Origin of the sequence: Paraburkholderia acidiphila (assembly GCF_009789655.1) — a bacterium.
Lineage (GTDB): Bacteria > Pseudomonadota > Gammaproteobacteria > Burkholderiales > Burkholderiaceae > Paraburkholderia > Paraburkholderia acidiphila.
The window spans coordinates 160,564-172,465 of record NZ_CP046912.1 but is presented as its reverse complement, the minus strand read 5'-3'; the positions used below and the strand labels follow the sequence as shown (position 1 = coordinate 172,465).

Below are 11,902 nucleotides of genomic sequence, written 5' to 3'. Positions count from 1 at the left end.
CAGCGTGGTACCGGACCAGACAACCCGGCAGTGGGCGCAGGCGAAACACATGACGAGCCGCACGCCAAGCCGCTCACTCGTCATGGGACTCGCCGCCCGGACCCGGTTGCCGGGTTCGAATCATCGAACCCAGTCGCGCGTTGTGTAAGTTTTGGTAATTCGACGCCACGCTGCCATAGGGATTAAGGGCAATTCCGTTGCCCGATGGGGCAATCGCCGGTAACAGCGCGGGATGATGCGGCACGGGATTCGGGAACGTTGTCGAGGCAACCCGCGGACTCCGTAATTTTTTCCTTTCTGCCATGCGGTGGGGCCAATCCTTGCCACGTGGCTTAGAATCAATCCGGTCCGACCCCTGACTACACAACAACGTTTGAGGAGTTGAGATGACACAGCTGGTTCACCACCCCATCTATTTGTTTGTCCTGCTGATCGTGCTGCTGTGCGTCGCCGCAGCGCTCGGCGCGCTTGTGCTGCAACGTGTCTTTCCGCTCGGGGACGATGCGCGGGACAACTACAACGTGATTCAGGGCGCCACCCTCACCCTGCTCGCGCTGTTGATTGGTTTTACGCTGTCCATGGCCGTGAGCCGGTACGACCAGCGCAAGAACTACGAGGAAGAGGAAGCCAACGCGATCGGCACGCAGTATCTGCGCGCCGACCTGCTCGGCGAAGAGGATGCGCCGAAGGTCAGAGCCCTGCTCGCGCAATACGTCGCGCTGCGCATCGCCTACTACACGACGCGCGACACCGACGAACTCGAAACGCTCAACAACAAAACGTCGAATCTCCAGGGACAATTGTGGGCAAGCGTGCGCGGCCCGGCTATCGCGCGTCCGACGCCAATTTCGGCGCTCGTGGTGTCCGGCATGAACGACGTGCTGAACTCGCAGGGCTATACGCAAGCGGCATGGCTCAACCGCATTCCGCTTTCTGCCTGGGGTTTGATGATGGCGATTGCCTTCTTCAGCAATCTCATGCAGGGGTATGGCTCGCATGGCAGCACGGGCCGCCGTGTTTTGCTGTTCGCACTGCCGATTACCGTCGCGCTTTCGTTGTCGTTGATCGCCGATATCGATAGTCCGCGTGGTGGACTGATTCGCGTTGTGCCAGTGAATCTGATCTCCCTGCAGCAGTCGTTTGGCTCGGCGCCATAACGTGTGCAGCAGGCCCGGGCGCTTGCGCTGCCCGGGCCGTCCGTACCTTAGTGCATATCCCCAACGCTCACGCGTGCTGAGAGCGCATTCGTGTCACGCGACGACGACGCGGCCCGGATCTCGTAGCTTCCGCCATGCACCTGCCACGCGTGCGTCGTGACATTCCATGTCGCGAGGCGCCTTGCCGGGACGACCACCGTCACCTGTTGCGACTGCCCAGGGCGCAACGCGACCTTCGCCCAGCCCACGAGGCGCTGCGGCGGTTCGCCCAACCCCGGCGGCAGCGTCGCATACACCTGGGCAATTTCGGCCCCGGCACGCGAGCCCGTATTGGCAACGGTGAACGTCGCGATCACGTTGCCGCCTTGATCGGTACGCGTCCTGAGCCCCGAGTACGAATAGGTCGTATAGGAGAGGCCGTAGCCGAACGGGAACAAGGGATCGATGTTTTTCGCATCGTACCAGCGGTATCCCATCAGGAGTCCTTCGCTATAGACGACGTTCAGATTGTTGGGATCGATCGTCGGCTGCGGCAGATCGGCTTCCTGTCGCGGGAAGGTGACCGGCAGCTTGGCGGACGGATTCACGTCGCCGAACAGAATGTCCGCGATCGCCTGGCCGCCTTGCACACCCGGATACCATGATTCCACTACGCCGTGAACGCTGGCGAGCCACGGCATCGTGACGGGGCTCCCGTTCTCCAGCACGACGATGATCCGCTTCGCCTTCGCGGCCACCGCATTGATCAGCGCGTTCTGGTCGTAGAGCTGGTTGCTCGGGTCCGCCTTGTTGTCCGGCAAGGACAGGTTCGCCAGGTCCGTGCCCTCGCTCTCCCACTGCGTGGCGAACACGATCGCCACGTCGGCGCTGGCGGCTGCGCTCGCTGCCGCCGCCGCATTGGTGCCGTCGAAGAACGTCACCGTTGCCTGCGGAGCCTTGGCCTTGATCGCGTTGTACGGCGAGGACTTATACCAGGTCGCACAAGTTGAAAGCAGCGGATTGCCCGACTGGCATCCCGAAACCGCATTGCCGTCTGCCGCCGGCACGCCTCCCGAGCCGCCTCCGGACAACACGCCGACATCGGCATGCCCGCCAATCACGACGATCGAGTGCAAGCCATTTGCGGCGAGCGGAAGAACCGGCTGGTTGCTGCCCGCGGCTGCACCATTCTTCAGTAGAACGATCGACTCGTGGGCCACGGCCAATGCGTCGCGATTGCCGGCCGTCTGGTCGACCGCGCCGCCGGGTGTCGGCGGGTTGTCCATGATGCCAAGGGCGATCATGGTGCGAAGCTTGCGAAAGACCATGTCATTCAGACGGGCGACCGGAACGCTGCCGGCCTGGACCGCGGCCTTCAACGCGCTGCTGAAATAAGACTGAATGCCGAAGCCCGCCCCTGCCGCACCGAGATCGCCTGGCTGCTCTTCATCGAGCCCCGCCATCGCGGAAGCGACGGTGCTATGGTTGGCCGTCCAGTCCGACTGAACCTTGCCCTTGAACCCCCACTCGTTCTTCAGAATGGTCGTGAGGAGTTGCGGGTTCTGGCAGGCGTACACGCCGTTGACCAGGTTGTACGAGCACATCACGTTGCCGGGATGCCCCTCGCGCACGGCAATTTCGAATGCGAGCAACTCCGTTTCCCGCATCGTCCGTTCGTCGACCACGGAATTGCTCGTCATCCGGTTCGTTTCCTGGTCGTTCATCGCGTAGTGCTTCACGGTCGCGATCACGTCCTGCGACTGCGTGCCCATCGTGCGGGCGGCGCTCATCGTGCCGGTCAGGACAGGATCTTCGCCCATGTACTCGAACGTGCGGCCGTCACGCGGCTCGCGTGCAAGATTGACGCCGCCCCCCAATCCTTCGGCATAGCCGAGCACGCGAAGCTCGCGTGCAATACGCATGCCGTAGGCGCCAGCAAGCGCCACGTTCCAACTCGAGGCGAGCCCGATCGGTGCAGGAAACGCGGTGGTATGCGCGTTCTGCACGTTCACGCCGCCCGCCGAGTCCGCGGTAGCCAATGGGGGAATGCCCAGACGACTGACGCCTGGGATGTAACCGGCGCCCTGCACCCACGAGGGAAACGGGCCGCCCAGACCGACAGTCGGAATGCCCGTGCCGTGTACGAGCTGGATCTTCTCGTCGAGCGTCAGTTGGGACACCAGCACCGCCGCGCGCCGGTCGGCGATATCGCCCTTTTCTTTCCATTGCGCGGGCGGTTGTGCCGCACCTGAAGCCTGGGAAAAAAGCTGCGCCACCATCGAAAATGGGCTCGAGCCCCATGTGTTGCTGGTGGCGGCTTGATCCGCGTACGCCGCGGAGCCGGCGCACAGCGCGCCGGCAACCGCGATCGCCATATGTTTCGTATTCCTCACGATGTCTCTCCAGATTTGCCGATTGCATGAGCGATGATCCGCAGGATTGCGGGGCCGTAATCGGACTACATTTTTCTTCTTCTTTTGTGTTGAATTACCCTACGTAGCGAGATGACGATAGCACCCGGAGAAACGTTTGCGCTTATCGTGGCGTCGCGGAACTTAACCTTATGTCGCGAGATCAGGGTTTGCCTTAACCTCGCGCCTTCCGGTATTTCGCCGCTACCTTGCAGGTGGTTTACGGTTTCGTCGCGCAGGCTCAGGGGACATGCGAATCGAATCACGCCGATTCGAAACCGGGGCACATCAGGCCGTTTGAGGTTTGAAGCAAGGATGCTAAAGTCACCCGCTACAAGCGGTTAGCCGAGGCGGCGTTTCCCCGTTCCATGGTGTCTCCCATGACGACCGATCAAAAGACCGTTTCAAACGTCCTTGCCCAACTTTCGCTCGAATCCGCAGTTGAACACGGCATGTCGCCGCACGATTTCACGCGCCTCACCGGAATCACGGAGGCCGAACTCGCTCATCCGGACGGCCGCATACCCGCGCACAAGCACATTGCCATGCTCAATCTGCTGGAGCCTGGCTATCAGGCTTCGGAGCGGCTCGAGATTTTTTCCAGTTACTCGTTTCGCGCGCCCATTAGCACGTTATTGGCCATCGTCACGAATAGCCCGACACTTACCAAGGCCTTTGACCAGTTCCTGCGTTACCGGGTCCTGATCGGGAATGTCGATACCGTGAAAGCCAGACGCGCTGGCCAGGCGTTCGAATTCGAGTATGTTCTGGACGGCGCGCGCAGAAGTTCGTCGAGCGCCTTTTATAATTTCTTGCTGCTGATCCGGCTCGCCGAACAGTACAACGACGACGCGCCGTATCCCACCCAGATCGAGCTGACCGGCGACGCATTTGCGCCCGTCTCGCAGCTATCGCACCTTTGCGGCGCGACGGTGAAATTCCGGCAAAGCCGCAACCGTATGCAAATAAGAACGGGGGTGGCGGATCTGCCGTATCGCAAGTACAACGAGATCACGGAGAATATTCTCTGTGCTCAGGCCGATGCCGATATCCGACGCTTTCTTCTCGGCCATTCCTTTTCTTCGAGGATCGAAGATTTCGTGACGAAGATGATTCGCGAAGCGCATGCTGGCCTGCCCTTTTCGAACCCCATGGAGGAAGTCTGCAGCCGGCTTGGCATTTCACGCTCGACCTTGCACCGGCGCTTGCAGGGTGAAGGGACGAACTTCCAGTCGATCCTGTCCCACGCGCGGCTCGAGGAAGCGAGGCGCTTGCTGCCGCTGGCCGACTATTCGGTTGCCGCGGTGAGCGATCTTCTCGGCTTTTCTTCTCCGTCCGCGTTCTCGCGTTTCTTTCTTGAGAACAGCGGCAAGTCGCCTTCGCGCTACAAGTTCGAAAACTGCAGGTTCTAGTTGAGTTTTGCGGAGACACTGTGCGGTCGGGGGGACGTGCGAAATCAATGCGCCCTCGCCGATCGCCTCGCGTACGAGCGAGCGCCAACACTCAGGCGCTTGAGCGCCGCACACGATCACGAAGGCGTCAGTGCGCAGGACCAAAGAAGGCCTGCGCCCCTTCCGATGGCGTCAATCCGGCGACGAAGTAACCTTCCAGACGCTCGGCCTTGGCGTCGTCGAGCAGGAACGGCGGACGCACGAGCCCTTGTGCAACGGCGTGGTCGTACCACTTGCTCATCCAGTCGCGGAGTTTCGTTTCGTATTGGGACGGTGATTCGTCCGGCGCGTTCTCTTCCATGCGCAATCTCCGCTGGCGGCCAACTGCCGCTAATTTCTTGTCACTACGCGCGCCACCCCCATCGAAGGACGCAGGATCTCGGGTGGAAACACTTGCCACCCCCGGTCGGCATGGCGAAAGAAAAACAACGCGCGTGGTCCGTCCGCTGTCTGCGCCTCGATGAACACGCTCGCAATCCGCCCGGACGGAGCGCGATGCACGGTCACGACCCGTACTGTCCGCCTGCTGGTGGGGTTCAGCCACTTCACGACCGCTGCCCCTAACGACTGCCGCACCGCCATCGCTGTCCCCCACGCTTCACTGTGAAAGCATCGTAGGCAGCCGTTAAGCCGGCCGCCATCGGGACGGGTAGATAGTTCCCTCGGGAATCGCTGGTTCGTCTGTCAGGATTTCCTTCTCGACGCGCATGGCCGCCGCTTACTCGCTAACCAGACCGTGCCGTATCGCATAGCGGATCACCTCGGCGTTATTGCCCAGCCCGAGCTTTTGCATCAGCCGCATCTTGTGCGTGCTGATCGTCTTGGCGCTGAGCGCACACGCATCGGCGATGTCGTTGATGCTCTTGCCGGAAGCCAGCATTTGCAGCACCTGGAATTCGCGGTCGGAAAGCACCTCGTGCGGGGGCACGTCGCCCGAATGCTTCTCGAACACCATGGCGTCGACGAGCTTCGGGTCGATAAAGCGCCCGCCCTCCGCGAGCTTGCGAATCGCGGCCAGCAGCACGTCTGGATCGCTATCCTTCGTCACGTAGCCCGTAGCGCCGGCCCGCAGCGCGCGCGACGCGACCTGCGCTTCGTTATGGATGCTCAGCACGAGCACCGGCAACGCTGGCTCTTCGGCGCGCACGCGGCGGATCAGATCGACGCCGCTGATGCCGGGCATCGTCATGTCGAGCAGCAACAGGTCGACTTCGGAGGTCCTCAGCTTTTCGATCACCTCCGAACCCTGCCCCGCCTCCGCTGTCACGACCATGTCGGCGGTCGTCGCGAGGATCTGCTTGAGTCCGCCACGCACGATGGCGTGGTCATCGGCGATAAGTATCCTGATCATGGTTGTTTTCGAGCGGAACATGAATCGAAATCGTCGTGCCCGACGCGATGCCGATGGTGGGATCTTTGCACGGCTGGCTGTCGATTCTCAACGTACCACCAATCAGCCTTGCGCGCTCGGCCATGCCAAGCAGACCGTAAGCATACTTTGCCTGCGCGGCGGCCACGTCGAATCCGCGGCCGTCGTCGCGAACACGCAAGTCGAGCGAGTGGGGACCTGCGATGAGTGTGACCTCGACGCGCTGCGCCGCCGCGTGGCGCGCGACGTTCGTCAATGCCGCCTCCACGATGCGAAAGAGCGCCGTGGCCTGAATGTCCGGCAACGCGGGCTCGCCACTCGAAACGTGCAGTTCGCAAGGGGTGCCGTGGTGCCGGCTCCACTGACTGGTCAGCCATTCGAGCGCCGAAACCAGCCCGAAATTGAGTGCGGCGGGCCGCAGGTGGCTTGCCACGTTGCGCACCATCCAGATCGTACCTTCGACGAGTTCGCGCATGTCGTCGGCTCGGCCGATCGCCTCGGGGTCGTCGGTGAGCCGCATCCGCAGCAACGAGACATCCATTTTCAGCGCGGTCAGCAACTGGCCCAGTTCGTCCTGTATCTCCAGTGCGCTACGCTTGCGCTCGTCTTCGCGCATGCCTTCCAGATAGGCCGACAGGGCGCGCTGCTGCTCGCGCGAGCGCACGAGTTCGTCCTCCACGCACTTGCGGCCGGAAATGTCATGCAGGCCCACGTAAATGGCGGGCGCGCCGTTGTAGTTCGATAACCGTGCGGTGGCCATGGCCCAGAACTGCGTCCCGTCCGGACGGCGCAGCCTCACCTCCGCGTCGCCGAAACTGCCTTGCGCGGCGAGACAGCGCACCAGCCGCTCGCGCTCCCGAGGATCGACATAGAAGTCGACGATATTGACATTCGCGCAGGCCGTTTCATCGAGGCGAAACAGTTCGCGAAACCGCGCGTTGGAATAGAGCAAATGGCCCTCGGGCATCGAGGTGATGCCCATCGCCACCGGGCCCGCTTCGACGATTGCGCGAAAGCGCGTTTCGCACGCTTGCAGGCGGCGCTGCTGCATGACGATGCGCTGGTGGGCCGAGCGCAACGCGACATGCGTGCGGACTCTGGCCATCAATTCTTCAATGTGCACGGGCTTGCGTACATGGTCGGCTGCGCCGGCCCGCAACCCATCGGCCAGGTCTCGATGATTGCCTGCCGGCAACATGAGCACCACCGGAATATCGCGCGTGCGTTCGTCCGATTTCAGGCTGCGGCAGGTGGCCAGAGCGCCCACGCTCGCGGCCTGCGCATCGAGCAGGATCAGTTCGGGTTGCGAAATGCTCGCGCGCTCCAGCACCTCGAGGCCGTTGTTCGCGGCGAGCACCTGAAAGCCTTCCCATACGAGGTGGTCGGCGATCAAGCGGGTCTCGTTCGGCGTAGCGCCTGCGACCAGGATCGTGCAGAGGCTCGTTGTCGTGGCCTGCGAGTCAGTCATCATGCCCACGGTTGCTCCGGCCCTGGTTCCTTTGTTTTGTCCTCGCTGCCCAAGCCATGGCCCTTGGGCAACCCTTTATCACGTATGCAGGTAATACGGATTCCCGCCCCCGCCAGCCCTGCGTGTGCTACGTGTGCTACGTGGCGAACGACTGCCGCGCGGAAGTTTGCGCACGGTCGATCAGTTCATCGAGACTGCGCGCGAGTTCTCCAAGCGCGGACAACGCGTACAGATCGAGTTTGTCCGCATGGTTGCGGCGCAAGTCTTTCATGCTTTCCTGCAAGCGCCGTAGCGTGCCGGCGCGATTGTCCAGGAGTGGCCAGCAGTGCATCAAATACGCCAGCGGCGTGAGATTGCGCGATTCGCACCATGTATCGAACAGGCGCATGCAGATCGTGTTCACGTCCTGAACGCGCGCCAGACCGTCGCCCCACTCGGAAATCATCGCGCGTCGCCTCTGCCGCTTCGTAGTTTGCCGATGTCATGATGATCCCGCCAATGATCGCGTGCAGTCGTCTTCGACTGCAAACGGTCAAGGGGAATGCTGAATTTTGTGTCAGGAAATCCTGAATCCCTGGCTTCGATCGCCCATCGCTCCCTTGAATTTCCGCCTTCAATGCCCCTGCTCGCCCGAGGTAAAGCGGATTGTCTGCGCGATTACGTCGCGTTATGCTGCGCGCGACTGCCCCTTCGGTTCCAAACAATGCCCCGCGTGGCATACGCTGATTTCGTATGAACAGAAGACAGATGATCGCGCAATGCGTCGGCATAGGCGCGAGCCTCATGACGATGCGCTCGACCATGGCGTTGCCAGTCAGCCGCCCGCCAGCCAGCGTCGTGTTTCTGAATCCTGGCGAAAGCGTGGAACACGATACGGGCCAGCACTGGCAACTCGTGTCGCGCTTCATGGCCGCGACGGCAGGACGTTTCGGCATGCAGCTGGAAGTGCTTTACGCTCAGCGCGATCATTTGCTGATGCTGCGCCAGACCGAATCGGTGGCCGCGCGTTCGGCCGCGCCCGATTATGTGGTGATCGTCAACGAAAAGATGGCCGCGCCCCAGATGCTGCAAACGCTCGCGCGCTCGCCTGCCAGGGTTCTGCTGATCCACAACGATCTGACCGAGGCCCAGCGCGCGCAAACGGGCAACGAGCGCGGCCGGATCGCCAACTGGATCGGCACGGTCACCGCCGATGCCGAGCGCGGAAGCTTTCGGCTCATGGACTACCTGAGCCGTTTGAACGGCAGCGGGCCCGCGCGCGTGATCGGCATCACGGGCGACCCCGCCACGCCTGTTTCTGCGCAGCGCGCCACGGGGGTGCAAGCCGCGCTCGCGCGCCGGCCGCAAGACCGTATCGATCAGCTTGTTTATGGCGACTGGAGTTTTTCCGACGGGCGCGACAAAGCGCGCGTGCTGCTCTCGCGCTATCCGGATGCCAATATCCTCTGGGCTGCTAACGACTCGATGACGCTTGGCGCATTGAGCGCGGTGCAGGAGCGGCATTGTTCGACCATCGTTGGCGGCCTGGGCGCGCTGCCCGAAGCCGTGCATTCGGTCGTTCGCGGCGATCTGGCCGCGATCGTGGCAGGCGACCAGTTCATCGGCGCCTGCGCGATGGTCCTCCTTCACGACTACCATTACGGCGCGGACTTTGCGCAAGTCGGCGGACCGCGTCAGCGGCTCGATTATCTGAAAGTGCTCAGCGGCAGCGACGCACGGCGTTACGCCGAGATGGCGTTTCAAGGCCGTACGCCCCTCGACTTCAGCGGATTCTCACGCCTCCAAAGACGGCGCGCAGGCGCCTACGCGTTCGATCTTGACGCCCTGCTCAACTCCGCTTCAAAGGCCGCGTGATGGTGCAAAACCCGCTGCACAACCCGTTGCACAACCCGCTGCAACGCCCTTTGCAGCTCCTTTCCCGAGTACGCTTCCCACGCAGCCTGCACGCGCAGCTCATGCTTTCGCTGCTGGTGCTTTGTACGCTCGTGGCCGGAACATCGGCTTTCTTCCTGCTGGAGCATGCACGCGAACGCCGGATCGCGGAACTCGACGATCGCGCGAACCGCATTGCCGATCTGCTGAGTCAATCGCTTGCGCAGCCGCTTTGGAATGTCGATCGCGAGGCGATCGCGCGGCAACTGAATGTGCTCAAACCGAATCCCGAGGTGGTGAGTTTCACCGTTACCGCGATCAACTATGGCGTGCTTGCCGACGCGAGCAACGCGCCGATTCCCGCCCCGCAGGCGCGCGTGGTTCGCGTACGGCCGATCGAATTCACGCCACCCGGCAACGCGCCGCCCGAAAAGATCGGCGAGATCCGCGTGGTATTGACGAGGGCCGCTGCGGACCGCGGATTCGAGGCCGCGCGCGCGGCGGTGCTGGGAACGCTCGCGCTCGTGCTCGCCGTGGTGTACGTCACGACCTTTCTGCTCATCAAGCACCTGGTGCGCGAACCCATCCGGCGCCTGGAGGAAATGGTCGACCGCATTGCAGGCGGAGATCTGGACAGCCGGTGCGCCATCGAATCCAGCGCCGAACTCGGCCGGCTCGCGGCGCGCGTGAACGGGATGGCCGAACGCTTGAGCCACTCGACTGCATCGCTCCGGGAGAGCGAGCGCAAGTACCGCAGCATCATCGAGAATTCACTCGAAGGTTTCTTCGTACTCGATCCGGATGGCATGCTGCGCGACGCCAATCCCGCAATGGCTCAACTGCTCGGCTATCGCGACGTTCAAGGCATGATGGCGGCGCTTGGCAATAGCGCTCGCGCAGTTCATGCCCCACCGCCATTCTCCGGCGAGAATACGGCGCAACTGTTCGCCATGCTGCAACTGGCCGGCAAGATCGCGGGGAGGGAAATCGAACTGACTCGCGCCGACGGCACCACAGTGTGGTGCCAACTCAATGCGCGTGGCATACGCTACAACGGCGCGGGACGCCAATGCCTCGAAGGACAGTTGACCGATATCTCCAGCCGCAAGCAGGCAATGGAGATACTCACACGCCACCGCGATCAACTCGAAGAAGAAGTGCGCGAGCGCACGCGAACCGAGCAGTTGCTTCGGCATTCGCGCGAACAGTTGCGGCAGCTCTCATCCCATCAGGAATCGATCCGCGAAGAAGAGCGGCGCCAGATTGCCATGACGATCCACGACGAACTGGGCCAGTTGCTCACCGCAATCAAGATCAACGTTTCCTTGCTCAAGCTCGCACTGAGTCAGGGCGCCGAGTGGAAACAAAAGGTCGGCGATATCGGCAGTCTGGCCGAACGGACCCTCGACATTGTGCGCAACGTCGCGAGTCACTTGCGGCCGGCCGCGCTGAACTTCGGTCTCCTCTCCGCGCTCGAATGGCTCGTTCAGGATTTCACGCGGCACAATGCAACGGTTTGCACGTTCCGGCTCGAAGGCCATGAACCCACATTGAGCGACGACCGCGCCACGGCTGTTTTCCGTATCGTGCAGGAGGCGCTCACGAACGTCAGCCGGCACGCGCAAGCCTCGCATGCGGAAGTCGTCCTGCGTGGCATCCACGATCATGTCGAACTCGAGGTTCATGACGACGGAAGCGGATTCGATGTGGCAAAAGCGATCCGCGGGAATTCGTATGGGCTGCAGGGCATGCGCGAGCGCGCGCGAATGATCGGTGCGCAGCTTCATATCGAAAGCCGCAACGGGACGGGCTCGTCGATTCGCATCGTATTCAACGAAGCGGCAGAAGTCGTCGGTCGTGAGCTGCCCGCCGACAACGAACTCAGGTAGTCATGCCTCATCCGCCTGGCGCTTTTCGAGCGCACGCAGCATCTCGTTGGTCTTGTCGAGAAACGCGGCGTGATAGGCGCCAGGTAGCGTGACATCGTCCATCACCGACATGACGTCTTCGAGCACTTGCCTGAGCGCGCCATGAATCTCGCCGCATTGCGCCGGCGTCAGTTTCGGCAATGCCAACTCGATGAACTTCTGCATGACCAGCGACCTTGCCGCCAGATGCGAAATCTTGATGGTCGTTTCCGCCACTTGTGACCTGAGCACGCTCAGCATGTCTTGGCTACCGGTCATGATCGCGTG

At 62.2% G+C, this 11,902-nt stretch carries 10 protein-coding genes; 4 read left to right on the top strand and 6 right to left on the bottom strand.

From position 1 onward, the window contains the following. Positions 1-386: 386 nt before the first annotated feature. On the top strand, positions 387-1,157 hold the full coding sequence (locus FAZ97_RS31065) for a bestrophin-like domain (RefSeq protein ID WP_158762621.1): 771 nt from the start codon (positions 387-389) through the stop codon (positions 1,155-1,157). Between the two features lie 47 nt (positions 1,158-1,204). On the opposite strand, the gene FAZ97_RS31060 is transcribed toward FAZ97_RS31065, so the two are convergent. Further along, positions 1,205-3,529, bottom strand: coding sequence for a beta-glucosidase family protein (locus FAZ97_RS31060; RefSeq protein WP_233271986.1), 2,325 nt, complete (start codon positions 3,527-3,529; stop codon positions 1,205-1,207). Between the two features lie 398 nt (positions 3,530-3,927). On the opposite strand from FAZ97_RS31060, the gene FAZ97_RS31055 reads away from it, so the two are divergent. After that, entirely contained in the window at positions 3,928-4,959 is a 1,032-nt protein-coding gene (locus FAZ97_RS31055) for a helix-turn-helix transcriptional regulator (RefSeq protein ID WP_233272018.1), read from the top strand. A 127-nt stretch (positions 4,960-5,086) separates the two neighbouring features. Here FAZ97_RS31055 and FAZ97_RS31050 read toward each other — a convergent pair whose 3' ends face one another. The 4 genes from FAZ97_RS31050 to FAZ97_RS31035 all read right to left on the bottom strand — a co-directional run bounded on the left by FAZ97_RS31050 (position 5,087) and on the right by FAZ97_RS31035 (position 8,280). Beyond that, positions 5,087-5,299 carry a hypothetical protein gene (locus FAZ97_RS31050; RefSeq protein WP_158762619.1) on the bottom strand — a complete coding sequence of 71 codons (213 nt, stop codon included), beginning with the start codon at positions 5,297-5,299 and terminating at the stop codon, positions 5,087-5,089. 417 nt (positions 5,300-5,716) lie between these two features. Further along, positions 5,717-6,349: a response regulator gene (locus FAZ97_RS31045; protein WP_158762618.1), complete on the bottom strand. Its 633-nt coding sequence runs from the start codon at positions 6,347-6,349 to the stop codon at positions 5,717-5,719. Beyond that, positions 6,324-7,838, bottom strand: coding sequence for a response regulator (locus FAZ97_RS31040; protein ID WP_233271985.1), 1,515 nt, complete (start codon positions 7,836-7,838; stop codon positions 6,324-6,326). The genes FAZ97_RS31045 and FAZ97_RS31040 overlap by 26 nt, the downstream gene beginning before the upstream one ends. Positions 7,839-7,971: 133 nt before the next feature. Next, entirely contained in the window at positions 7,972-8,280 is a 309-nt protein-coding gene (locus FAZ97_RS31035) for a hypothetical protein (protein ID WP_158762617.1), read from the bottom strand. A 287-nt stretch (positions 8,281-8,567) separates the two neighbouring features. Here FAZ97_RS31035 and FAZ97_RS31030 point away from each other — a divergent pair, with 287 nt between their 5' ends. Further along, the gene (locus tag FAZ97_RS31030) at positions 8,568-9,689 is read left to right on the top strand and encodes an ABC transporter substrate-binding protein (RefSeq protein WP_158762616.1); all 1,122 of its coding nucleotides are present in this window, start codon (positions 8,568-8,570) and stop codon (positions 9,687-9,689) included. 101 nt (positions 9,690-9,790) lie between these two features. Beyond that, positions 9,791-11,596 (top strand): PAS domain S-box protein, encoded by a 1,806-nt coding sequence (locus FAZ97_RS31025; RefSeq protein ID WP_233271984.1) that lies wholly within the window; start codon positions 9,791-9,793, stop codon positions 11,594-11,596. Here FAZ97_RS31025 and FAZ97_RS31020 read toward each other — a convergent pair whose 3' ends face one another. After that, positions 11,597-11,893, bottom strand: a complete 297-nt coding sequence (locus FAZ97_RS31020; RefSeq protein ID WP_158762614.1) for a hypothetical protein — start codon at positions 11,891-11,893, stop codon at positions 11,597-11,599. Positions 11,894-11,902: the final 9 nt, after the last annotated feature.

What these genes read in the sequence shown, in the direction of transcription:
- FAZ97_RS31035 (WP_158762617.1), bottom strand. Translation starts at nt 8,280, where the DNA reads ATGATTTCCGAGTGGGGCGACGGTCTGGCGCGCGTTCAGGACGTGAAC.
- FAZ97_RS31055 (WP_233272018.1), top strand. Translation starts at nt 3,928, where the DNA reads ATGACGACCGATCAAAAGACCGTTTCAAACGTCCTTGCCCAACTTTCG.
- FAZ97_RS31030 (WP_158762616.1), top strand. Translation starts at nt 8,568, where the DNA reads ATGAACAGAAGACAGATGATCGCGCAATGCGTCGGCATAGGCGCGAGC.
- FAZ97_RS31065 (WP_158762621.1), top strand. Translation starts at nt 387, where the DNA reads ATGACACAGCTGGTTCACCACCCCATCTATTTGTTTGTCCTGCTGATC.
- FAZ97_RS31050 (WP_158762619.1), bottom strand. Translation starts at nt 5,299, where the DNA reads ATGGAAGAGAACGCGCCGGACGAATCACCGTCCCAATACGAAACGAAA.
- FAZ97_RS31025 (WP_233271984.1), top strand. Translation starts at nt 9,791, where the DNA reads ATGCTTTCGCTGCTGGTGCTTTGTACGCTCGTGGCCGGAACATCGGCT.
- FAZ97_RS31040 (WP_233271985.1), bottom strand. Translation starts at nt 7,838, where the DNA reads ATGATGACTGACTCGCAGGCCACGACAACGAGCCTCTGCACGATCCTG.
- FAZ97_RS31045 (WP_158762618.1), bottom strand. Translation starts at nt 6,349, where the DNA reads ATGATCAGGATACTTATCGCCGATGACCACGCCATCGTGCGTGGCGGA.
- FAZ97_RS31020 (WP_158762614.1), bottom strand. Translation starts at nt 11,893, where the DNA reads ATGACCGGTAGCCAAGACATGCTGAGCGTGCTCAGGTCACAAGTGGCG.